The organism is Billgrantia antri (assembly GCF_017868935.1).
In the GTDB taxonomy this organism is placed as follows: Bacteria; Pseudomonadota; Gammaproteobacteria; order Pseudomonadales; family Halomonadaceae; genus Halomonas; species Halomonas antri.
Genome location: NZ_CP053383.1, coordinates 304,793 through 325,603 on the forward strand (window position 1 = coordinate 304,793; position 20,811 = coordinate 325,603).

General features: G+C 64.7%; 21 protein-coding genes. 8 read left to right on the forward strand and 13 right to left on the reverse strand.

Annotated elements, in window-relative coordinates; genetic code table 11:
* Window positions 1-27: 27 nt before the first annotated feature.
* Both HNO53_RS01395 and HNO53_RS01400 read right to left on the reverse strand, forming a co-directional pair.
* The gene (locus HNO53_RS01395; RefSeq protein ID WP_209475615.1) at window positions 28-816 is read right to left on the reverse strand and encodes a metal ABC transporter ATP-binding protein; all 789 of its coding nucleotides are present in this window, start codon (window positions 814-816) and stop codon (window positions 28-30) included.
* Complete coding sequence (locus HNO53_RS01400; protein ID WP_209475617.1) at window positions 813-1,721, reverse strand: metal ABC transporter solute-binding protein, Zn/Mn family; 909 nt, start codon at window positions 1,719-1,721, stop codon at window positions 813-815. The genes HNO53_RS01395 and HNO53_RS01400 overlap by 4 nt, the downstream gene beginning before the upstream one ends.
* A 180-nt stretch (window positions 1,722-1,901) precedes the next feature.
* Here HNO53_RS01400 and mntR point away from each other — a divergent pair, with 180 nt between their 5' ends.
* Window positions 1,902-2,384, forward strand: a complete 483-nt coding sequence (gene mntR, locus HNO53_RS01405; RefSeq protein ID WP_209475619.1) for a manganese-binding transcriptional regulator MntR — start codon at window positions 1,902-1,904, stop codon at window positions 2,382-2,384.
* Between the two features lie 34 nt (window positions 2,385-2,418).
* On the opposite strand, the gene thiE is transcribed toward mntR, so the two are convergent.
* Both thiE and HNO53_RS01415 read right to left on the reverse strand, forming a co-directional pair.
* Window positions 2,419-3,033, reverse strand: coding sequence for a thiamine phosphate synthase (gene thiE / locus HNO53_RS01410; RefSeq protein WP_209475621.1), 615 nt, complete (start codon window positions 3,031-3,033; stop codon window positions 2,419-2,421).
* A gap of 56 nt (window positions 3,034-3,089) precedes the next feature.
* Window positions 3,090-3,620, reverse strand: a complete 531-nt coding sequence (locus HNO53_RS01415) for a C40 family peptidase (protein ID WP_209475623.1) — start codon at window positions 3,618-3,620, stop codon at window positions 3,090-3,092.
* 137 nt (window positions 3,621-3,757) lie between these two features.
* Here HNO53_RS01415 and gloA point away from each other — a divergent pair, with 137 nt between their 5' ends.
* A complete protein-coding gene (gene gloA / locus HNO53_RS01420; protein WP_209475625.1) occupies window positions 3,758-4,291 on the forward strand; it encodes a lactoylglutathione lyase in 534 nt (177 codons plus the stop codon).
* Between the two features lie 25 nt (window positions 4,292-4,316).
* On the opposite strand, the gene HNO53_RS01425 is transcribed toward gloA, so the two are convergent.
* The 7 genes from HNO53_RS01425 to HNO53_RS01455 form a co-directional block, all read right to left on the reverse strand.
* Window positions 4,317-5,054, reverse strand: a complete 738-nt coding sequence (locus HNO53_RS01425) for a DODA-type extradiol aromatic ring-opening family dioxygenase (RefSeq protein ID WP_209475627.1) — start codon at window positions 5,052-5,054, stop codon at window positions 4,317-4,319.
* Between the two features lie 93 nt (window positions 5,055-5,147).
* Window positions 5,148-5,579 carry a DoxX family protein gene (locus HNO53_RS01430; protein ID WP_209475630.1) on the reverse strand — a complete coding sequence of 144 codons (432 nt, stop codon included), beginning with the start codon at window positions 5,577-5,579 and terminating at the stop codon, window positions 5,148-5,150.
* A gap of 81 nt (window positions 5,580-5,660) precedes the next feature.
* Window positions 5,661-6,575, reverse strand: coding sequence for a LysR family transcriptional regulator (locus tag HNO53_RS01435; protein ID WP_209475633.1), 915 nt, complete (start codon window positions 6,573-6,575; stop codon window positions 5,661-5,663).
* A gap of 21 nt (window positions 6,576-6,596) precedes the next feature.
* Window positions 6,597-7,760 (reverse strand): lipocalin-like domain-containing protein, encoded by a 1,164-nt coding sequence (locus HNO53_RS01440; protein WP_209475634.1) that lies wholly within the window; start codon window positions 7,758-7,760, stop codon window positions 6,597-6,599.
* Window positions 7,757-10,225, reverse strand: a complete 2,469-nt coding sequence (locus tag HNO53_RS01445) for an ABC transporter permease (RefSeq protein WP_209475636.1) — start codon at window positions 10,223-10,225, stop codon at window positions 7,757-7,759. The genes HNO53_RS01440 and HNO53_RS01445 overlap by 4 nt, the downstream gene beginning before the upstream one ends.
* Window positions 10,225-10,908: an ABC transporter ATP-binding protein gene (locus HNO53_RS01450; protein WP_209475638.1), complete on the reverse strand. Its 684-nt coding sequence runs from the start codon at window positions 10,906-10,908 to the stop codon at window positions 10,225-10,227. The genes HNO53_RS01445 and HNO53_RS01450 overlap by 1 nt, the downstream gene beginning before the upstream one ends.
* A 179-nt stretch (window positions 10,909-11,087) precedes the next feature.
* Window positions 11,088-12,128, reverse strand: coding sequence for an AraC family transcriptional regulator (locus HNO53_RS01455; RefSeq protein WP_209475640.1), 1,041 nt, complete (start codon window positions 12,126-12,128; stop codon window positions 11,088-11,090).
* Between the two features lie 269 nt (window positions 12,129-12,397).
* On the opposite strand from HNO53_RS01455, the gene dctP reads away from it, so the two are divergent.
* The 6 genes from dctP (at window position 12,398) to HNO53_RS01485 (ending at window position 18,057) form a co-directional block, all read left to right on the forward strand.
* Window positions 12,398-13,492: a TRAP transporter substrate-binding protein DctP gene (gene dctP, locus HNO53_RS01460; protein WP_209475643.1), complete on the forward strand. Its 1,095-nt coding sequence runs from the start codon at window positions 12,398-12,400 to the stop codon at window positions 13,490-13,492.
* A gap of 66 nt (window positions 13,493-13,558) precedes the next feature.
* Window positions 13,559-14,062 carry a TRAP transporter small permease subunit gene (locus tag HNO53_RS01465; protein ID WP_209475644.1) on the forward strand — a complete coding sequence of 168 codons (504 nt, stop codon included), beginning with the start codon at window positions 13,559-13,561 and terminating at the stop codon, window positions 14,060-14,062.
* A complete protein-coding gene (locus HNO53_RS01470) occupies window positions 14,059-15,387 on the forward strand; it encodes a TRAP transporter large permease (protein ID WP_209475646.1) in 1,329 nt (442 codons plus the stop codon). Before HNO53_RS01465 ends, HNO53_RS01470 begins: the two co-directional genes overlap by 4 nt.
* Window positions 15,388-15,422: 35 nt before the next feature.
* The gene (locus HNO53_RS01475) at window positions 15,423-16,196 is read left to right on the forward strand and encodes an SDR family oxidoreductase (protein ID WP_209475648.1); all 774 of its coding nucleotides are present in this window, start codon (window positions 15,423-15,425) and stop codon (window positions 16,194-16,196) included.
* Between the two features lie 142 nt (window positions 16,197-16,338).
* A complete protein-coding gene (gene kce, locus HNO53_RS01480) occupies window positions 16,339-17,271 on the forward strand; it encodes a 3,5-dioxohexanoate:acetyl-CoA acetone transferase (protein ID WP_209475650.1) in 933 nt (310 codons plus the stop codon).
* A 24-nt stretch (window positions 17,272-17,295) separates the two neighbouring features.
* Window positions 17,296-18,057: an SDR family NAD(P)-dependent oxidoreductase gene (locus HNO53_RS01485; protein WP_209475652.1), complete on the forward strand. Its 762-nt coding sequence runs from the start codon at window positions 17,296-17,298 to the stop codon at window positions 18,055-18,057.
* A gap of 224 nt (window positions 18,058-18,281) precedes the next feature.
* Here the strand turns inward: HNO53_RS01485 and HNO53_RS01490 are convergent, their stop codons facing one another.
* Window positions 18,282-19,397 carry an SMP-30/gluconolactonase/LRE family protein gene (locus HNO53_RS01490; protein WP_209475653.1) on the reverse strand — a complete coding sequence of 372 codons (1,116 nt, stop codon included), beginning with the start codon at window positions 19,395-19,397 and terminating at the stop codon, window positions 18,282-18,284.
* Window positions 19,398-19,695: 298 nt separating this feature from the next.
* Window positions 19,696-20,781, reverse strand: a complete 1,086-nt coding sequence (locus HNO53_RS01495) for a metal ABC transporter solute-binding protein, Zn/Mn family (protein WP_209475655.1) — start codon at window positions 20,779-20,781, stop codon at window positions 19,696-19,698.
* Window positions 20,782-20,811 lie beyond the last annotated feature (30 nt).

The following is a 20,811-nucleotide window of genomic DNA, read 5'->3' on the forward strand; positions in this document are numbered from 1 at the left end:
GCATCGATCGTACCCAGGGCCAGACTTTCAAGCGGCAACACGCTCACCTCCGCTCAGCGCTCCGCGGTCACCCACCGCCAGGCGTGCCAGCATGGCATCGCTGAGCATCTCGTCCGGCGCACCCATGCCGACCAGGGTGCGATTGATCAATAGCACATTGTCGGCGTGGACCCGTGCGCTGGGCATGTCATGGGTCACCATGATGACGGTGCGTCCGGCGCGGCGCTCGCGCTCGAGGGTATCGAGGATCAGCGCCTCGCTGGGTGGGTCCACGCCCGCCAGGGGTTCGTCGAGCAGCAGGATCCGGGCCTGCTGCGCCAAGGCTCGGGCCAGCATCACGCGCTTCTTCTGCCCCCCGGAAAGTTCGCCGATGGGACGCATGGCGTAGTCGGCCATGTCGACGGCGTCGAGGGCAGCCTCCACCGCCTGGCGATGGCTGGGATCGGCCCAGTGGCGCGGGGCCAGGCGCCGCCACAGCGGGTCATGACGCATCAGGCCATAGCGCCCGGTCAGTACCGTGTCGCGTACCGAAATGGGAAAATCCCACTCCATGTTTTCCTGCTGTGCCATATAGGCGATGTTGCCGGCCCGGCGCTGTGCGGCAGGGCTCTCGCCGAGAACCCGCAGCTCACCGCGCAGCGGCGCGAGGCTGCCGATCACCAGGTTGAGCAGGCTCGACTTGCCGGCGCCGTTGGGGCCGACGATGGCGGTCCACTGCCCCTGGGGCAGCGACAGGGTGATGTCCTCAAGCACGGGCTGCTGGTGGTAGGCGGCACAGAGCCGGCGTGCCTGAAGCGCGGGCACGGTTTCCGTCATTTTTCACCTCCCAAGGCATCGACCAACAGCCGGGCGTTATGGCGCAGCATGCCGGCATAATCCGGCGCCTCGCCATCCGGCTCGCTGAGGGAGTCGACGTAGAGCGGCCCGGCGATTTCCACCTGAGTCTCGCCGGCGACGCTGCGCACGTGGCGATCGGAGATCGTGCTCTCCCAGAAGAGGGCGGCCGGCTGGCGCTCTTCGATCTTGTCGACGATGCGCATGACCTGATTGGGAGAGCCCTCCTGCTCGGCGTTGTTGCCCCAGATGCCGTCATGTTCGAAGCCGAAGGCGTCGGCGAAGTAGAGGAAGGCCGCTTCGCTGGTTATCAGCAGACGCTGATCATCGGGGATGGCGGCAAGGGTCTGAGTGAGCTCGTCATGCAGGGCGTCAAGCGTTTCTCCCAGCGCCTCGGCACGCGACCGGAAGGCATCGGCGGCGCCTGGCCGGGCCTCGGCGAGGGTATCGGCAATCACCCGGGCATACTCGGCGGCGGCGCGCGGATCCATCCACACGTGGGGGTCGGCCTCGCCAGCGAAGTCGCCGGTGGCGATCGGCTGAGTGGCGTAGCCGCTCTCTTCGGCCAGGGCGACCAGCGGCACATCGTCCCCCACCGTGGCCTCGACCTGGCTGATCCATTGCTCCAGGCCGTAGCCGTTGTAGAACACCACGTCGGCTTCCTCGAGGGCGACGAAATTGCTCGGCACCAGCTCCCATTCGTGGACTTCCGCACCCACCGGGGTCAGCACCTCGACCTCAGCGTCGTCGCCTGCGACTTCGCGTACGAGGTCGCCCAGCACGGAGAAGGTGGCCGCAACCCTGAGCGGCGACTCCTCGGCATGGGCCGCAGTCGGCAGGGCTAGCGCAAGGGCGCTAAGCAGTATCCATCCCTTGGGAAGCGGCATCGATCACTCTCCTTTGATGTCGGGTCTCTGGTATCAGGGCCGTTGAATACGAGTTGTTTCGTTACAGTGAGTTTCTAAGAGCATAGCTACTATTTTAGCCAAGGTTAAGTTGTAGCGTAGTAGGAAATCTCTATCGGCGCACTGTTGCTGCGCTATCAGAACATTGGCTATATTGGCGCGATGACCGATTCCCCGAACGATGTGACGCCGGATCGCCTTTGCAAGGCGGATGCCCTGCCGCCCAGCGACCAGCATGCGCAGCAGTACGCTGCCGTGCGCAATGCTCATGAAACCGAGCTGCTCGAAGATTACGTGGAGCTGATCGCCGACCTGCTGGAGCATCAAGGCGAGGCTCGCGCGACGGATATCGCTGCCCGTATGGGAGTCAGCCAGGCCACGGTGTCGAAAACGGTGACCCGGCTCAAGGCGCTGGGACTGGTCTCCAGCAAGCCCTACCGCTCGCTGTTCCTGACCGAGAAAGGGGAGGCGATGGCGGCCATGTCGAATCAGCGCCATGCCATCGTGTTGCAGTTCCTGCGCGCCCTTGGGGTCAGCGACCGCACCGCGCGTATCGATGCCGAGGGCATGGAACACCACGTCAGCCAGGAAACCCTGGACGTCATGCAGCGCTTCGCTCGCGAGCAGGAGCGCCGCGACGCCTGAGCCGGCGTCGCGACTACCCGCCGGCCCATTGATTTCAGTCGACTAGGAACGCCCGTGCGGCCGCTTCGGGATCGGGCTGTCCGCAGATTGCCGATATCACCGCCGGTCCCTGGGCGCCGGCGGCACGCACCTGGCGTGCGTGCTCGGCCTTGAGCCCGCCGATGGCCACTGCCGGCAGCGGACTTGCTGCCACCAGCGCGGCCAGGCCGTCAAAGCCCAGCGGCGTGGCATGGTTGCGCTTGGTCGTAGTGGCGAATACCGGGCCGAAGCCGAGGTAGTCGAGCCTGGCTGGCTCGAGGCGGGCGAGCTGGTCGTGATTCTGTACCGAGAGGCCGAGGATGGCCGCCTCGCCCAGTGCGCTTCGGGCTGCTGCCACGTCGCCGTCGTCCTGGCCGATATGCAGGCCGTCGGCACCGCTTTCCAGCGCTACCGCCAGACGATCATTGATGATCAGCGGCACCCCGCTGCCGGCCAGCGCGGCCTTGAGGCGGCGCGCCTGGTCGATCATCTCGCCGTCGGAGGCTTGCTTGTCGCGTAGCTGTACGACAGTAACACCGCCGCGCACTGCGGCCACCACGGTCTCGACCAGCCCTTGACGGGCGCAGAGCTCTGGGTCGGTGACCAGATAGAGAGAGAGATCAAGGGACATGACGCTTCCAGCCGGAAATGGTTATGCCTCGATGATACCCCTGTGCTGGGCCGGCGTCAGGGCGCAGGTCCCGCGGCGCCCAAAAAACGCTCCTGCCAGTAGGCCACGTCGAGCGGTACGCTGACCACCCTGCGACCACTGCCGGGGGCATGAATCATCTGGCCGTTGCCGCGATAGATGCCCACATGGGTGGCCTTGCGCCGGTCGCCGAAGAAAAGCAGGTCGCCCGGGCGGGCCGCTTCCACTGTCGGCAGGTGGCGAAATTGCTCGTCGGCGGTACGCGGCACCTGGATGCCCGCTGAACGGTAGGCCATTTCCACCAGGCCCGAGCAGTCGAGCCCCTTCGACGAGTTACCGCCGAAGCGATAGGGCGTACCCAGGGCCTCCTTGGCGGTGGCGAGGATCAGGGCGCGTTCGATGGAGAGCCCATCCGTGCCACGGCGCGGATCGTGAGTGGCGAGGTCGCGGCTGGCACAGCCGGCCAGCAGGGCCAACGCCAGCAGCAGTGCCAAGCGGCGCAGCAGGCGTCCGGCATCGAGGCTGAACAGTCTCGGCGTAACCGGAGTTGGCAGTGACGAGGTCGGCATCGGCAGTCGCTCTACGCAGCGGTACTTTCCCTACTTTAGCTCGAACCGGGAACTCATGGCAGCGGCGGACGGCTGGAAAAACGTCGAAGCGACCCGCATCATCAACAGCCCATGCCAAGCCTAAGGAGAGAAGACGCATGAGCTTCAAGGGAGAGCAGCATCCCGGCGTACAGGCCCCCACGCCGGACTCGCAGGGCTTTCGCCTCAACCATACGATGCTGCGGATCAAGGATCCGGAAAAGGCGCTGGCCTTCTACACCCGGGTGTTCGGCATGCAGGTGATGCGCCGCCTCGATTTCGACGAGATGGGTTTCTCGCTCTACTTCCTCGCCAAGCTGGACGAGAGCGAGCAGGTGCCGGAGGAACAGGGTGAACGCACGGTGTGGACCTTCCGCCAGCGAGGCCTGCTCGAGCTGACCCACAACTGGGGCACCGAGACCCAAGCCGACTTCGCCTATCACGACGGTAACGCCGAGCCCCAGGGCTTCGGCCACATCTGCTTCTCGGTGCCGGACCTCGAGGCCGCCGAGGCCTGGTTCGATGCCAACGAGGTCGAATTCGTCAAGCGCTCGGACCAGGGCAAGATGAAGGACGTGGTATTCGTCAAGGACGTGGACGGTTACTGGATCGAGGTGGTCCAGGCCGACCGCCTGTCTGCTCTAGGGGACTGACTTACGGTCTCAGCCTGCCTTGCCTTCAGGCGAAGGCGTAGAGATCCATTGCCAGCACGCCGTGCTCCACGCTGTGGTGCAGGCGGCTGGCTTCGCCGCCCGCGCCCAGCGCCACCAGCAACGGCTGGAAGTGCTCCGGCGTGGGGTGGTTGCGGCGTGCCTGCGGCGCAGTTTCCCACGCCAGCAGCGCGTCGCGCTCGCCGCTCGTCAGCTTATCGAATATCCAGTCGCTGAACTCGCCGACCCAGGCCGGCATCGGCGTGCCCTGCGCCTGCATCTCGGCCAGGTTATGCGTCAGGCTGCCCGAGCCGACCACCAGCACACCTTCCTCGCGCAGCTTCGCCAGCTTCCCACCCAGTTCCACCAAGTCCTGGTTCGACCAGGTCACCGGTAGCGACAGCGATACCAACGGCACATCGGCAGCGGGGAACATCAGCGACAGCGGCACCCAGGCACCGTGATCCAGGCCGCGTTCCACCGGCACGGCGTTGAGCTTGCGAGCCAGTTTCAAGGCCAGCTCGGGGTCTCCCGGTGCCGGGTACTGGCATTCGAACAGCGCGCGCGGAAAGCCGCCGAAGTCGTGAATGGTCTCGGGCCGCTCGCTGGTGCTCACCAGCAGCCGCTCGCTGGCCCAGTGGGCCGAGACCACCACGATGGCCTTGGGCGAAAGCGTCGCGCCGAACTCGCGCAGAAAATCGTGTGCCGGCCCCGGGGTGAGGGCCAGCATGGGCGAACCATGGGAGATGAAGAGGCTGGGCAACATGGCATAGCTCCTTGGAAAAGCTCCTTGGAAAAGCTCCTCGATGCCTGGCGCCGCTGGGCGGCGCCAGGCATTGGACCAGTTCAGGCAGAGAGGTCAGGCGAAGCGGCGGCTGAGGACAAGGCTACCGCTACCGAGGCCGGCCTGCACCAGCAGTGTCACGGCCCAGAATACCGGGTACTCCCAGCCGCCGCCCGGGTTGGAGAAGACCCAGCCGTTGCCGGCATGCACCCAGGCGGCGCCGAGCAGTACCGGAATCAGCGCCAGGCTGATCCAGCGGGTATAGACGCCCAGCAGCAGGGCCAGGCCGCCACCGACCTCGGCCAGAATGGTCAGGTAGGCAATGAAGCCGGGCAGGCCGATCGATTCGAAGTAACCGACGGTGCCGGGCACGGTGAAGACGAATACCTTGAGCAGGCCGTGGGCCAGGGCCATGACGCCGAGCGAGATTCGCAGCAGGGCGGTGGCATGGGCCTGAAGGGACTGGTCCTGGGAGAGGCGTAGGGACTGGGTGGCTTGCGCTTGCATGAGAAGGACTCCGTTGTTGTCAGGGATGTCCTCACTTTACGCTGCCCGATTGCTGGGATAATCATCACTGTGTGAACAACATCATTGCGCGAGAGGCGACAATCCCATTTCCCTCTCCCACTTCGGTGGGTCGCCCCAGGCCTCGGCCAGGAAGTCGAGCAGCCGCTCGACCTTGGCCGGCAGGTGGCGCCGCGCCGGGTAGACGCCATAGATTCCCAGTATGACCGGCTCCTCGTTCTGCAGCAGTGGCACCAGGCGGCCCTGGCGGATGCTTTCGGTGACCAGAAAGCTCGGCTGGTGGGCGATGCCCAGCCCGGCCTCGGCGGCGTGGGTCAGCACGTCGCCGTTGTTGCTCTCCAGCGGGCCGTGAACCGTGAGTCGGTGTCCACCGAACTGCCATTCGCTGCCGCTCGTGGTGCGATAGCGCAGGCAGCGGTGCTCGCTCAGCTCCTCGAGCGTGTGCGGTTCGCCGAAACGGGCCAGGTACTCGGGAGAGGCGCACGGCAGCATGCGACAGCGTGCCAGGCGCCGTGCCACCAGGCTGGAGTCGGGCAGGTTGCCGATGCGAATGGCCAGGTCGTAGCCCTCTTCCAGCAGATCCACCCGGCGGTCGTTGAGGTCGAGACGTACCTCCAGCGCGGGGTGCTTGACCATGAAGCGCGTGATCAGCGGTGCGAGAAAGCGCGTGCCGAAGGACATCGGGCCGTTGACCCGCAGGCGGCCGCATACCTCGGTGCTGCCGGCGCCCAGCTCCGCCTCGGCTTCTTCCAGCGCCTGCAGGATTCCCTGGGCGCTGGCCAGGTAGCTTTCGCCGGCCTCGGTCAGGTGCAGGCGCCGGGTGGTACGCTGCAGCAGGCGCACGCCCAGGTGGCTCTCCAACTCCATGATCAGCCGTGAGACCCGCGTGCGCGACAGATCCAGTGTCTCCGCCGCGCGGGTATAGCTGCCGAGTTCGGCAACGCGCACGTAGGCGGTCATGGCATCCAGCAGGTTCATGGCGCTCTCCTCGCCCGACGATCAGTAGCCCGTCATTTCCAGGTATCCTACCCCGCGGCGTTCGCCGCTGTCGGCATCACGTGCGACCACCTCGCCCTCCCAGTAGGGTACGCGGGTGTCCATCCAGCGCTCGGCGTGGGGCGCCTCGACGATCAGCTCGAGCCCGGCGTGGGGAACCTCCAGGCGCCAATGGGTCGGTACCTCGCGCCCCGCCACGCGTCGCGTGTCGAGCGGCGTCATGGCAAGCTCGTCCGGGGCCAGTGCGGTGGGCTCGCCCGCGGGAGAGATCCAAGTGCCCGAGCGATAGTCGCCGCCATTCTTGCCGCCGCCGCGCAGCTGGAAGGCCATCAGCTTGTGGCCACTCTCCAGATGCAGCGAGAACCAGTCCCAGCCCTGCTGGCGCTCGTCGAGCAACTGGCTGCTCCATTCGCGGTCGAGCCAGCCGCGCCCGCTCACCGCGCGGGTCTCGCCATCCAGCGTGACCTCGCCTTCGATGCGCCAGAAGGGCTGGCTGTAGTACATGGAACCAGAGATCATCGAGCCTTCCCCATCGGCCGATTTCTGGCTGAAGCCGGCATCGCCGTGCAATACCAGCGGCCCCTCGGCGGTTAACGTCAAGTCATAACCGAAGCCGCCGTGCTCGTCGTCCTGGTGCGCCTTCAGCTCCAGCCCGGCGAAGGTATCGCCATCGCCTGACGGATCGCCTGATGTTTCTATATGGCTGGCCAGCTGCCAATCGTCGATCCAGGCGCGAAACGGTTCGGCGATCGCCCCCGCCTGCCCCTCTTGGTCTGACGAATGACTGCGGGCGAAGCGCTCGGCCACGCGGTGGGTATCGCCTCGGGAGACAGCCATGTGCGCCATCCACAGCTGGTCGGCGGCCCAGGGAGTAGGCTCGGGCCGCTGGCCGGGCGGGGTGAGTGCCTGGCGGAACAGCGTCCACTGCAGGCCCAGTGGCTCGCCGTGTGCGTCCGTGAGGTTGGCGGTGAGGTACCACCACTCGATGCGATAGTCCGGGTGGGCGGCGTGATCCTCGGGGAAGCGCAGCTCGATGCCTTTTGCTGCCTGGGCGAAATCGTCAGCCGCCTCGCCCAGCCCGGCGAAGCCGGCAGGCTCGTCGGGCGTCGGCTCGCCGCAGCCAGCCAGCGTCAGCAGCAGGAGCGTGACAACAAATCCAGGCCTCATGTGTCGCCCTCCTCCGCCAGCAGGGCGCGGGGCGGCGTGCGCCACAGGCGGGTCGCGGGGAGCGCCGCGGCGAGCAGCGCCACCGCGCCGGCGGTCGCCAAGGTCACGGCGATGTCGCCGGGAAAGACGTGCAGTGGCAGGCGCCAGCCGAAAGCGGCCACGTTGATTACCGCCACCAGGCCCAGCGCCAGCACGCTGCCCAGCGGCACGGCGAGGGCGCCGACGGCCAGCGCCATGCCGCCCAGCTGTGCCAGCTGCACCGTCACCAGGCGGACGCGCGGCACGCCCAGCGCCCACAGCGGGGCGAGCTGACGGCGGCGTTCCCGGGCCTGGGCCAGCAGGCTGGCCAGCAGCGCCAGGGCGGCCACCGCCAGGGTCAATACGCTCAGCGCCCGGGTAATGGTAAAGGTGCGCTCGAAGATCTCGACGGAGACCCGCTTCACCTCGCGTTGGTCGACCAGCGCGTCGCTGCCGAGCGTGAAGCGCCGGCGCAGCGCATCCCGCAGCGCAATCGCATCGGTGTTTGCGGCGAGCACGATGCCGATCGAGCTGGGGGCGGCGGCGAAGCGCTCGCCCAGGTGGGGCGTGGCCAGCAGCACCTCGCCGCGGGTATTGCCGTAGTCGGGATAGATCGCCGCCACCGTCAGCGTCTCCTGGCCGCTTGGGGACGTCAGCGTCAGGCGGTCGCCCGGTTCGAGTCGCTGGTCGATAGCGAGCTGCTCGTTGACGAAGGCGGCCTCGCTCGCGGCAAACGCTCGCCAGGCGGCGTCGCGTCCGGCCCGGGTCGCGAGCAGCGGCCAGCTCGGAATCAGCGACTCGCCGGGGGTGATGCCGTAGAGATCGACCGACACCTGCGGCGAGCGCAATCCGCCGCGGCCATCGATCTCGAGCAGCGTCGCCTCGGCATGGCGGGTCGGCAGCAGCTCGGCGACCTCGGGGCGCTTGGCCAGCCACGCCTGCACTTCATCGAACTGCTCGGGGGCCGGGCGCAGGTAGTAGTCCGCCACCAGGCGCTGGTCGAGCCAGTCGAGGAAGGTGAGGCGAAAACCGCCGACCATGCTGCTCACGCCCAGGTTGGCGGAGAGAGCGATCAGCAACGCCATCATCGCCAGCGCCAGCCGCGGCAGTTGCAGTTGCAGGTCGGCCAGCGCCCACTGGGCCAGGGGCCGGTGTCGCACCAGCCGGCCGAGTCCGGCCAGGATCAGGGCGATCAGCGGCGGCAGCAGCAGGGCGCTGGCCAGCAGCAGCGCGGCGATCAGGCCGAAGCCGGGCAGCAGACCCTCGCCGGCGGGCTGGCGCAAGAGCCAGGCCCACAGGATGAGCCCCGCTGCGCTGACGCCGCCTCCCGCCAGGCTCATGCCACGCAGCTGGCGGTAGAAGCCGGCGCGCCAGGCCTGGGCCTGGCCCAGTCCCAGCACGCTGAGCCTGGCGGCCCGCCACAGCACACCGCTGCCGGCCAATAGCAGCCCGCCCAAAGTGACGCCGAGCCCGCCGAGCCAGTAATGCCAAGGCAGATTGAGCGTGACGGCGATATCGGCACCGTACAGGCTGCCCAGGGTGGCCGCCACGTCGGGCAGCAGCAGGCGGGCCAGCCACACGCCACTGACGATGCCGGCCACGGCGCCGGCAAGCCCCAGCAACAGCAGCTCTAGCGCCAGCAGGCCGACCAGGCCACGCCCCGAAACACCCAGAGCGCGCAGCGTGCGCAGCATGCCCAGGCGTTGCTCCAAGGCCAGGCCCAGCGCCGCCTGGACGATGAACAGCCCCACTACCAGGGCCAATAGCGCCATGGCGGTGAGGTTGAGATGGAAGCTCTCGGTGAGCTGACCCGGCGAGACCAATGAGGCCGCCCGGGTCAGCACCAGCCCCTCGGGGGCGTGTTCGAGTGCGTCGGGCGCGGTGACCAGACGCGACAGCCGTTCACCGCTCTCGAGCAGCGCCGCCGCGGCGGCAATATCCATGACCAGGGTGTTCGGAGGCAGCAAAGGGGAGAGTACCAGCGGCGGCAGCCGGCCCTCGGCCAGACCGCCCAGCGCAGGCAAGGTATCCGGGGCCACGCGGGCCTGCCACGGCGGGATGAGAAAGTCGGACAGCACGCCCTGGCTCGAGGCGGCGGCGAAGGCGCTGTCGCCGGGCAACGTGAGCGGGTCGATGCCGATCACGCGCAGCTCGGTGCCGTCGGACCCTTCCAGCGAGCCTTCGAGCAGCGGCGAGACGGGCAGCCCGGCGCGGCGCAGGCGCAGGTAGTCGTCGCGGGTCAGCGGCTCGTCGTCGCGACGCTCCAGACGGTCGAGCCCGGTAGAGAACAGCGCCTCGGCGCGGGCGTAGCTGTCGCGGGCCGAGGCGTTGATCGCCTGCACCCCGCTCCATAGTGCACCGGCCACCCAAAGCCCCAGCAGCAGCATGGCGAGCTGGCCGGGGTGGCGCTTGTAATGCGAGAGCAGGGTAGCCAGGGCGGTCAGCATCAGCGGTGGCTCACCGCCTGGCCCGAGGGCAAGCCAAGCCGGCCGTGGGTGAGATGCAGGCAGCGATCAAGCGGTGCCGCCACCTGGGCACTGTGAGTCACCATCAGCAGAGCGCTGCCGGCCTCGCGCACGAGATCCAACAATAGTGACAGCACCTCACCGGCGGTGGTCTCGTCGAGGTTGCCGGTGGGCTCGTCGGCCAGCAGCAGGGCGGGGCGCGGCGCCAGCGCCCGGCCGATGGCCAGGCGTTGCTGCTGGCCGCCGGAGAGCTGCTCGGGGTAGCGTCGCTCCATGCCGGCAAGCCCCAGGCGTTCGATCAGATGCGTTGACCATTCGGGCCTTTCGCACCCGGCCAGACGCGCCTGCAGGCGCAGGTTGTCGAGCACGTTCAGGCTCGGTACCAGATGGAACTGCTGGAACACCAGGCCCAGGGTGTCGCGACGCAGTCGGGCGCGGGCCGGTTCGTCCAGCGTGGAGATCGAGCGGCCGTCAACCAGCACCTCGCCGCTGTCCGGCAGGTCGAGCCCCGCCGCCAGGTGCAGCAGGGTCGACTTGCCGCTGCCCGATTCGCCCATCAGCGCCAGGCTTTCGCCAGCTGCCAAGTACAGGTCGACCCCCGCGAGTACTGCGAGCGGCCCCTGGGGCGTGGCGTAGGTCTTGTGAACCTGGCGGAATTCGAGCATAGCCGGGCCGTTCCTTGGAAAAGGCCCATCGTCCCACAAGCGGACGGCTCAGGCGAAGATGCGTTCGAATGGATTAGAAATGCTTGGCCTAAGCGACCCCTTGGTGCTGGGCCCCAGGAGAAGCCGGAGTGGTGTGGTGTTTCACCTTCAGCGTCCTGCCAAGCGACTCTAACGACGAATTAACCTGAAGCGCCTTTTCGAAACTCATAGGGTGACTTGCCGGTCCAGCGCTTGAAGGCTCTGCGAAAGTTCGCGCTATCGCTGAATCCCAGCCTCGCAGCGATATCTTCGGTGCTCATTCTCGTCGCCTGCAGGTACTCGGCCGCCAACGTATAGCGAGCATCGTCCAGAATTTCTCGATAGCTCGTGCCCTCCGCATCCAACTTTCTCCTCAGGGTGCGTGTGGTGATGCAGAGCAGGCTAGCGACGGCCTCCATGCTGGGAAAGCTGTTCGGCGACATCATCAGGATCTGATAGACCTCCCCTGTGACCCCTGAAGAAACTTTGGTCTGACCGAGAAGTTGGTTGCAGGTTTCCTGGAGAAGCTTGATGGAGAGTTGATTGCCCAACAGAGGGGATTGATCGAGAATTTCCTTGGGGTAATGGATTTCACTCGTCTCTTGATCGAAGTGGCAATGGCAGCATAGGTACCTCTCATGGATCTCAGCGATGTCTCTCCCCGGATAGGAAAGCAGGGCCTTCATCGGCGTCAAGCTGGGGCCCACCGCGTCACGAATGTGAATGACGTTTTGTGCCAATTGCTGCTGTATCAAGAAATTTCGTGTCTTGGTATTGGTGGTGTAAGAGTAGGCTTCCCTGAACTCGAAAATGGCGGCCTCTTCAGACTCACGCCAAGTCATATGCATGGTCGGCGTGGCCAAGGGGTGATATTTCACTCCGAAATTGAAATAGTCTCGTATGGTCGGGCTAGTGAGCAAGGCATAGCCGTACATGCCGTAAGCGGTCAAGTGTAGCCTGGCAGCCGTTTCAAAAGGGGTCGACAGATTAGCGCCTGCCTCGATGACGTTCGTACAAGCGTCGATGTACTGCTTTATCGAGACCAGTGTGGCGGGGTCCGTGAGCGACTCCTGGCTCAAGCCTAGGCCTTTCAGTACCTCCTCGGCTGGGATGCCCTGTTCCGCCACTGCATCCACCAGCGCGACGATCTTGTACGGCGCATAAATCTTTTGATTCAGAAGGTTAGACTGAAAATCGGGCATGCTTAGCCTCGACAAGGATGTCCGAAAAAGACCTCATGAAGACCGTTTACGACCTTCCGTTACCCTAGAATACCTTTGTAGAGTAGCCCAAGACAATATGGCTCCCTAGCCATGCAAAAGGGACTTGCCGAAGCGCCTTGACGTGGGAGGTGTTGTCGCTGCTCGTTAACGGGCGCCTTCTTGTGCATATATGCCAAGGAGGAATGTAAAAAAATAACTATTGGATTTCTCAAAAAATCAGCCTTGGCTGAATTCCGAAGGAAAACAACATGAAACCTCAGCACGCTATTATCTCCGCCAGCCTTGCTATCCTCACTTCCCTTGGTGCTAGCGCTCAAGCCCAGCAAAGCTGGACCATGACCTCCACTTGGCCAGACAGCATCGATGCAGTAAAGATCGATCTGCACTGGGTCGAATTGGTTAATAAGTTGGCCGGTGAGGAACTGCAAATAGAATTCTTCGCTGGCGGTACACTCATGCCAGGCACCGAAGTGTTCGACGCCACCGAGACCGGCAGCATCGAGGCTTCTGGTGATTGGCCCGGCTATTGGTCCGGACTTAATCCCGCCTTCTCGCCGTTGGCTTCCACCCCCAGCCTGTTCAACGCCATGGATTACTTCAACTGGATCCAGCAATGGGGCGGCCGGGAACTCTATCAGGAGATCTACGGACAATTTGGCTTGGTTTACCTTCCTTATGGAGTATTGAATAACGAATCCGGTTTCATGGGTCGTACTCCTATCAAGAGCCTGGCCGACCTGGATGGCAAGCGCCTGCGTATTGCTGGCCGTGACCAAGGGCGTGTGCTCGAGGAGCTGGGCGACTCTCAGGTAACGCTTGCCGGTGGCGAGGTCTATCAGGCCATCGAGCGTGGAGTGGTTGATGCTGCTGAGTTCTCTGCTCCGGGCATTGATTATAGTGTTGGTTTGGCTGAAGTCGCGGATTACTGGGCGACACCGGGATGGCATCAATCAGCCACGGTGTTCGGCGTAATGATCAACAAGGATGCCTGGGACGCGCTCTCGGAAGAGACCCAGGAGAAGCTGAGAATCGCTGCCGATGCCACCCTGGCCTGGTCGCTCGCCTGGTCCGAGCGCCAGTCGACCGAGGGCACGGTCAAGTTCCAGGAAGCCGGTGTGGAGATATCCACCTACGGCGAAGAGGACATGGCGCGTATTCAGGAAATCACGAACGAGGTGATCGTTCGTGGCGCCTGCGAGCATCCTGATCACGCCAAGGTCTACCACTCCATGGTCAGCTACCTACAGCACTACGCCAACTGGCGTGATGTTTCCGTGCCCTACAACATGAGCCGCAGCTTCGACAACCTGCCCGACCTCGAAGCCATCGAAGCCTGCCTGTAAGGCACTCCTCACGTCGCCCCGGCGCCTGGCCGGGGCGTTTCAGCCCTGAGGCCGGAGACTTGATCCATGAATGCGATTGCCAAGGTGATCGACACGCTCAACGAGGGCTCCGGGCGGGTCATTGCGCCTCTGCTCGCCGTCATTACCCTGGTGGTGCTCTACGACATCGCCATGCGCCTGTTCATCGGGCGCCCCAGCGACTGGGCCTTCGATGTCACCAAGATGCTGTTCGGCGCCCATTTCATGCTGATGGCCGCCTACGGCCTGCGCCATCATGCGCATGTCGAGGTGGACGTCATCAAGCGCCTGCTCTCGCGGCGCAAGCGAGCCCTCATCGATATCCTCGGTTACCTGATCTTCTTTATTCCATTTATCTGGATGCTGCTCACCTACGGCTGGAACTTCTTCGAGCGCTCCTTCAGTCGCAGCGAGACCACCTACGGCATGATCGCCATCCCAGTCTATCCGGTGAAGGGCGTGATCGTGGTCGCCGCGGCGCTGATCCTGCTGCAGGCCATCGCCATCGTCATCCGTGCCGTTCGGGAACTTAACCAGGAGGAGCCCGCATGAGCCCCGAAATGCTCACCCTGTTCATGTTCGGCGGTCTGCTCATCGGGCTGTTCATGGGCCATCCGCTGGCCTTCGTGCTGGGCGGTGTGGCGGTGCTCGGTGCGCTGTTCGGCCCCGGCATCAAGGTAACCGGTACGCTGATCAACAACATCTACGGCAACGCCATGGACAATTACGTCCTGGTGGCCATCCCGCTGTTCGTGCTGATGGCGCGCTTCCTCAACGACTCCGGCGTGACCGAGAAGATGTTCGAGTCGATGCGCCTTTTGCTCGCCAACCTGCGCGGCGGCCTGGCGCTGACCGTGGTCATCGTCTCGGTGCTGCTGGCGGCCACCACCGGCATTGTCGGTGCCTCCATCGCGGTGATGGGCATGATCGCGCTGGTGCCGATGCTGAAGTACTCCTACAACAAGGAGCTCAGTACCGGCGTGATCATGGCCAGCGGCTGCCTGGGCATCCTGATCCCGCCGAGCATCATGCTGATCCTGATGGCCAGCTATTCGCCGGTCTCGGTCGGCGCGCTGTTCGCCGGTGCCCTGGTGCCGGGCGTGATGCTCGGGGTGATGTATGCGCTCTACGTGCTGGTGATCTGCTACTTCAAGCCCAGCTACGGACCGCCGGTACCGGCCGAGGAGCGCGCCGACGTCTCCACCGGTGAGCTGGTGGGCATGCTGCTGAAGTACGTGCTGCCGCCGATGGCGCTGATCCTCGGCGTGCTGGGATCGCTGTTTGCCGGTATCGCCACCGCCACCGAGGCCTCGGCCATCGGCGTCTTCATCGCCTTCGTGCTGTTCCTGATCTTTGGCGACCGCAAGGCCGCCACCTGCTACCGCACCCTGATCGAGGCCAGCAAGACCACCACCATGGTCATGTTGGTGCTGGTCGGCGCCACGGCCTTCACCGGCGTCTTTTCTCGCGGCGGCGGCATGCAGGTCATTCACGAGGTGGTCATGGCCATGCCCGGCGGTACCACCGGAGCCCTGATCCTGATGCTGTTCCTGGTCTTCATCCTCGGCATGTTCCTCGACTGGACCGGCATCGTGCTGCTCAGCTTCCCGATCATGCTGCCGATCGTCGAAAGCATGGGCGTCGACATCCTGTGGTTCGTGGTGATGGTTGCCGTGGTGCTGCAGACCTCCTTCCTCACGCCACCGTTCGGCTACGCGCTGTTCTACCTGAAGGGCGTGGCCCCGCCGGGAGTCGAGACGCTGGATCTCTACCGCGCCGTCATCCCCTTCTGCGCGCTGATCGTGCTGGCCTGCGTGCTGATGGCGTTCTTCCCGATGTTGATTACCGGCCTGCCTTCCTTGTTGGTGGACAGCTAATCAGATTGGTCCTGAGATTCAATGGAGAAACCACAATGAAAGTCATCGATAGCTTGATTCCTCGCCATGGCCTCAGGGTGCTAATCACCGCCGGCGGCAACGGCATCGGTTTGGTCATGGCCCAGGCCTTCCTCGAAGCTGGTGCCCGGGTGCACGTCTGCGATATCGATACCCAGGCGCTGGCCGCGCTGCCCGAGGAGATAAGCTACACCGCGGCCGACGTCAGCCAGGAAGCCGACGTCGACAGGCTGTTCCAGGACGCCGCAGCCCTGGGTGGGCTCGACGTGGTGATCAACAATGCCGGTATTGCCGGGCCAACCGCCGGCATCGAGGAGATCGACGAGGAGGCCTGGACCCGAACTATCGACATCAACCTCAACGGCCAGTACCGGGTCGCCCATCGGGCCGTTCCGCTGTTGCGCGAGAGCCAGGGTGTATTGATCAACATGTCTTCGGTGGCCGGTCGCCTGGGCCTCGCTTACCGTACGCCCTATGCGGCCAGCAAGTGGGCCATTGTCGGCCTGACCAAGAGCCTGGCCTCCGAGCTTGGCACCGAGGGGGTCCGGGTCAACGCCATCCTGCCGGGTATCGTTCGCGGGCCGCGTATCGAGCGGGTCATCGAGGAGCGGGCCGCCAAGTGTGGGCTCAGCTACGCCGAGATGGAGAAGGAGTACCTCTCCGGGGTGTCCATGAAGCGCATGGTCGAGCCTACGGATATCGCTGCCATGGCGCTGTTCCTGTCCGCCCCCGCCGGCGCCAACATCTCGGGCCAAGCATTGAGCGTCTGCGCCAACGTCGTATCCCTGTAATCGACACTTTCAGGTAGCGCTTGAATGCTGGCGCCGGGATTTCCGGTGCCAGATGGCTTGCCTGTGCCTTATGACAACGCTCCCGATGGCCTATCGGTACTGCCGAATGCCTCTGGACCTGACATAGCTGGAGAGATAATCCATGGCATCACAACGCAAGGTCATCATCACCTGCGCCCTGACCGGCGCGATCCACACCCCTTCCATGTCACCGCACCTGCCGGTTACCCCCGAGGAGATCGCCGAGGCAGGTATTGCTGCCGCCGAGGCCGGTGCCGCCATACTCCACCTACATGCGCGCGATCCGCACAACGGCAAGCCCACCCAGGACCCGGCGGTCTTCGAGCGGATTCTGCCGCGCATCAAGAGTGCCACCGACGCCGTCGTCAACCTCACCACCGGCGGCAGCCCGCACATGAGCGTGGAGGAGCGCATGCGGCCGGCCATCGAATTCAAGCCAGAGCTCGCTTCGCTGAACATGGGCTCGATCAACTTTGGTCTTTTCCCCATGCTCAAGCGCTATGACAGCTTCCAGCACGAGTGGGAAGTGGAACACCTCGAGAAGAGTCGCGATCTGGTGTTCAAGAACACCTTTGCCGACATCGAGAAGACCATGACGCTGGGCGCCGAGAGCGGCACTCGCTTCGAGTGCGAATGCTACGACATCGGTCACCTCTACAACCTGCGCAATCTCATGGACCGCGGTTTCATCGACGGTCGGGTGTTCGTGCAGAGCGTGTTCGGCATCCTCGGCGGTATCGGCCCCCATGCGGAAGACGTGCTGCACATGCGACGCACCGCCAATCGCCTGTTCGGGAGCGACTACGAGTGGTCCGTTCTAGGGGCGGGCAGCCATCAGATGCGGATTGCCGCCCAGTCCGCCGCCATGGGTGGCCATGTGCGAGTCGGCCTGGAGGATTCGCTGTGGCTCGCGCCGGGCAAGCTGGCCGAGAGCAATGCCAGCCAGGTGGCCAAGGTACGCAAGATTCTGGAAGGGCTCTCCTTGCAGATCGCGACCCCCGACGAGGCTCGCGAAATGCTGCAGCTGAAAGGCGCCGACAAGGTCGGCTTCTAACGAAACGACAGGACGACGAAGCACATGAAAATCAACGATAAAGTCATTGCGATCACGGGTGGTGCCCGCGGGCTCGGCTATGCCATGGCGCAGCGCCTCGGCAACCAGGGTGCAAGCGTCGCCCTGCTGGACAGGAGTGCGGAAGCCCTGGACGAGGCGGTCTCTTCGCTGGCGGCGCAGGGTATCACGGCGCATGCCTTTCCGCTGGACGTTGCCGACGAGTCCTCAGTGGTCGAAACGTTTGCTGAGATCGCCCAGCGGCTGGGGCCGGTAGCAGGCTGCATCAGCAATGCCGGCATCACCGACGACGCCCTGTTGATCAAGGCGGAAGATGACGTGGTCACCAAGCGGATGTCGTTCGAAGCCTGGAAACGAGTGATCGACGTGAACCTGACCGGCGTCTTCCTGTGCGGCCGCGAAGCGGCGACGCATATGGTCGAAGCGAGGCACGGTGGGGTGATCGTCAACGTCTCGAGCATCTCCCGCGCAGGCAACATGGGCCAGAGCAACTACGCGGCCGCCAAGGCGGGCGTGCATGCGCTCACGGTGACCTGGGGCAAGGAGCTGGCCCGGTACGGCATTCGCACGGGCACGGTGGCGCCGGGCTTCATCGAGACGCCCATGACGGCCGCCATGCGCCCCGATATGGTAGAGAAGGTGGCCGCCGGCATACCGCTGAAGCGTCTGGGCGAGGCTGACAATATCGCCCAGAGCGTGGCGTTCATATTCGATAACGACTACTTCACCGGACGAATCATCGAGTGCGACGGCGGCCTGAGACTCTGACCCGCCACGACTCCCCCGCGATTCCTCCCCTGGCTAAGGCCTCGTCCATGGATCGCCTTGCGATGCGAGCGACATCGCGTAGGATCCATGTTCGCTATTGTGGCTGTGGATAACGCTGTGCACTGTTTGGTGAACTTTTGTGCAAAGGGTGTGAGATGTCCACAAGTGCGGCGATATCACACCCTGTGCACTCGATCATGGTAGGGGGAGAAAGTGGCGCTGGCTTAGCCATTGCCGGCCCAGACCGCCACCCCCTGGGCCTCGACGTAGACGGCATAGAGCGACTGGCTGGCGGTCATGAACAGGCGGTTGCGCTTGGGGCCGCCGAAGCAGACGTTGGCGCAGGGTTCCGGCAGGTGGATCTTGCCGATGAGAGTGCCGTCGTCGGCGTAGACATGCACGCCGTCGTGGTCCTCGGCATCGAATAGTCCGCCGAAGACGGCGCCACACCAGAGGTTGCCATCCATGTCCGCGGCCATGCCGTCGATGAACCCCGGGCCGACCTCGGCGAACTGACGCTCGTTGGCCAGGCGCGTGCCGTCGTCGACGACGTCCCACATCAGGATCTGGTGAGGATGCCCAGGGGTGTGGGTGCCTCCGGTATCGGACACGTAGAGGCGGGAGTAGTCGGGCGAGAAGGCGATGCCGTTGGGCTTGGCGACCTCGGCCATCTTCTGCAGCCGACCGCTGCCAGGATCGATGCGATAGACGGCTTCAGGTAGCTCGAAGTCGGCGATATGGCCCTCGTAGTGCATCAGGATGCCGTAGCCCGGATCGGTGAACCAGATGCCGCCATCGGGATGCACGATGACGTCATTGGGGGCATTAAGCGGCTTGCCCTCGAATGTCTCGGCCAGCACCGTGACGGTGCCGTCGTGCTCGGTACGGGTCACCCGGCGGGTGTCATGCTCGCAGGTCAGCAGCCGCCCCTCGCGATCCCGCGTGTTGCCATTGGAATTGTGGGACGGTTCGCGATAGACGCTTACCTCGCCGGTGTCCTCGAGCCAGCGCATCTGGCGGTTGTTGGGGATGTCGCTCCAGACGAGAAAGCCACCGTCGCCGAAATAGACCGGCCCCTCAGCCCAGCGAAAGCCGGTGGCCAGGCGTTCGACCGCCGCATTGGCCAGGCGGTAGGCGCCGAAACGCTCATCGAGAACCTCGATGGCAGGGTCGGGGTAAGGCACGAGGGAGCCGTCCCAGGGTCGCTGCTGGGCGAATAGCTGCCCGGGCTTGAGCACTGCCGACGCGCTTGCGGCCGCCGCCGCCCCGAGAAAGGTGCGCCGGGAAAGGTGGGGAAAGGGTTTCGTCGCTTCGGGTGCTTGCTGAGGGTCGTCGTGCATGCGTCATCCTCCCTGTTTGTTGTATCAGTTGTTATTGCAACAACGCGGCCATTGCGGCACAGCCGCAACCGTAGACGGGCACGCCATGACCCACCAATACGCATTGCCTCGAAGGCCGATGTCCAAAGGGTTATCGCTAGGCGGGGCAGAAAGGTGTCAGGCGGGTGTCGGGATGACGCCGGGCTCTTCGAGCACGACTAAAGTTGCGGTGTTGCCGCGCTTCCAAGGCCACAAACGAGCAGCGCCTCGATTACCGGGAAGATAACCGAGGCGCTGCTTGGCTCATGCCGTTCCTTGTTTAGTGATCGTGACCGTGATCGTCGTGGTCATGCTCGTCATGGCCATGATCGTCGTGGTCGTGACCATGATCATCATGATCATGATCGTCATGGCCCGCTTCGGCCAGGGCGTCGTGCAGTACCTGGGCGTTGTGGCGCATCATGCCCAGGTAGGTGCTGGCTTCGCCTTCGGCAGCGAGGGCATCGGCATACAGCGTGCCGGCGATGGGCAGGCCGGTCTCCTCGGCGAGCTGATTGATCACTGCCGGGCTGGTCATGTTCTCGTGGAACAGGGCGCGTACGTCCTGCTCGCGGATAACGTCGATCAGCTCAGCCATGTCGGCGGCGCTGGGTTCGGCCTCGGTGGAGAGCCCCACCGGCGAGAGGAAGCGAATGCCGTAGGCACTGGAGAAATAGCCGAAGGAGTCGTGGCCGGTGATCACGCTGGTGGAATCCGGAATCTCGCCCAGCAGCTCGCGGATCTCGGCATCGGTGGCTTCCAGCTCGTTGATGTAGCGCTCGGCGTTCTCGCGGTAGGCGGCTTCGTTGTCCGGGTCCGCCTCGATCAGGCCATCGCGGATATTGCCGATATAGACCTTGCCCATGGCCAGGTCCTGCCAGCCGTGCGGGTCGTCGTCGCCATGGGCATGATCGTCGTGGGCCGTCGCCTCGTCATGGCCGTGATCGTCGTGCCCGTGATCGTCGTGGTCATCCTCATGGTCGTCGTGACCGTGGGCATGCGCATGGTCGTGCCCATGGTAGTCGAGCGTGTCGATGCCGTCGCTGGCCGTGACCAGCGGGCCGCTGTAGTCGCTGGACTCGACCAGCCGCTCCATCCAGCCTTCGAACTGCAGGCCGTTGAACACCACCAGGTCGGCTTCGGCCAGCGAGCGCGCATCACGCGGGCTAGGGGAGAAGACATGCGTGTCGCTGTCGGGACCGACCAGCGAGGTGACCTCCACGTGTTCACCGCCCACGTTCTGCGCCATATCGGCCAGAATGCTGAAGCTGGTGACGACCTGAACGCGTTCGGCGGCCATGGCGGCGGGCAGCGCCAGCATGGCCGAAGCGCCCAGCATCAGCGTGGCGGATGTGAGGTGTCGCATGGCAAGTCTCCTCGAATGGCGAGTGGTGTG

Bases quoted from the DNA above. Each gene is read 5' to 3' on its own strand.
- HNO53_RS01395 (WP_209475615.1), bottom strand. From the start codon at position 816: ATGACGGAAACCGTGCCCGCGCTTCAGGCACGCCGGCTCTGTGCCGCC.
- HNO53_RS01400 (WP_209475617.1), bottom strand. From the start codon at position 1,721: ATGCCGCTTCCCAAGGGATGGATACTGCTTAGCGCCCTTGCGCTAGCC.
- mntR (WP_209475619.1), top strand. From the start codon at position 1,902: ATGACCGATTCCCCGAACGATGTGACGCCGGATCGCCTTTGCAAGGCG.
- thiE (WP_209475621.1), bottom strand. From the start codon at position 3,033: ATGTCCCTTGATCTCTCTCTCTATCTGGTCACCGACCCAGAGCTCTGC.
- HNO53_RS01415 (WP_209475623.1), bottom strand. From the start codon at position 3,620: ATGCCGACCTCGTCACTGCCAACTCCGGTTACGCCGAGACTGTTCAGC.
- gloA (WP_209475625.1), top strand. From the start codon at position 3,758: ATGAGCTTCAAGGGAGAGCAGCATCCCGGCGTACAGGCCCCCACGCCG.
- HNO53_RS01425 (WP_209475627.1), bottom strand. From the start codon at position 5,054: ATGTTGCCCAGCCTCTTCATCTCCCATGGTTCGCCCATGCTGGCCCTC.
- HNO53_RS01430 (WP_209475630.1), bottom strand. From the start codon at position 5,579: ATGCAAGCGCAAGCCACCCAGTCCCTACGCCTCTCCCAGGACCAGTCC.
- HNO53_RS01435 (WP_209475633.1), bottom strand. From the start codon at position 6,575: ATGAACCTGCTGGATGCCATGACCGCCTACGTGCGCGTTGCCGAACTC.
- HNO53_RS01440 (WP_209475634.1), bottom strand. From the start codon at position 7,760: ATGAGGCCTGGATTTGTTGTCACGCTCCTGCTGCTGACGCTGGCTGGC.
- HNO53_RS01445 (WP_209475636.1), bottom strand. From the start codon at position 10,225: ATGCTGACCGCCCTGGCTACCCTGCTCTCGCATTACAAGCGCCACCCC.
- HNO53_RS01450 (WP_209475638.1), bottom strand. From the start codon at position 10,908: ATGCTCGAATTCCGCCAGGTTCACAAGACCTACGCCACGCCCCAGGGG.
- HNO53_RS01455 (WP_209475640.1), bottom strand. From the start codon at position 12,128: ATGCCCGATTTTCAGTCTAACCTTCTGAATCAAAAGATTTATGCGCCG.
- dctP (WP_209475643.1), top strand. From the start codon at position 12,398: ATGAAACCTCAGCACGCTATTATCTCCGCCAGCCTTGCTATCCTCACT.
- HNO53_RS01465 (WP_209475644.1), top strand. From the start codon at position 13,559: ATGAATGCGATTGCCAAGGTGATCGACACGCTCAACGAGGGCTCCGGG.
- HNO53_RS01470 (WP_209475646.1), top strand. From the start codon at position 14,059: ATGAGCCCCGAAATGCTCACCCTGTTCATGTTCGGCGGTCTGCTCATC.
- HNO53_RS01475 (WP_209475648.1), top strand. From the start codon at position 15,423: ATGAAAGTCATCGATAGCTTGATTCCTCGCCATGGCCTCAGGGTGCTA.
- kce (WP_209475650.1), top strand. From the start codon at position 16,339: ATGGCATCACAACGCAAGGTCATCATCACCTGCGCCCTGACCGGCGCG.
- HNO53_RS01485 (WP_209475652.1), top strand. From the start codon at position 17,296: ATGAAAATCAACGATAAAGTCATTGCGATCACGGGTGGTGCCCGCGGG.
- HNO53_RS01490 (WP_209475653.1), bottom strand. From the start codon at position 19,397: ATGCACGACGACCCTCAGCAAGCACCCGAAGCGACGAAACCCTTTCCC.
- HNO53_RS01495 (WP_209475655.1), bottom strand. From the start codon at position 20,781: ATGCGACACCTCACATCCGCCACGCTGATGCTGGGCGCTTCGGCCATG.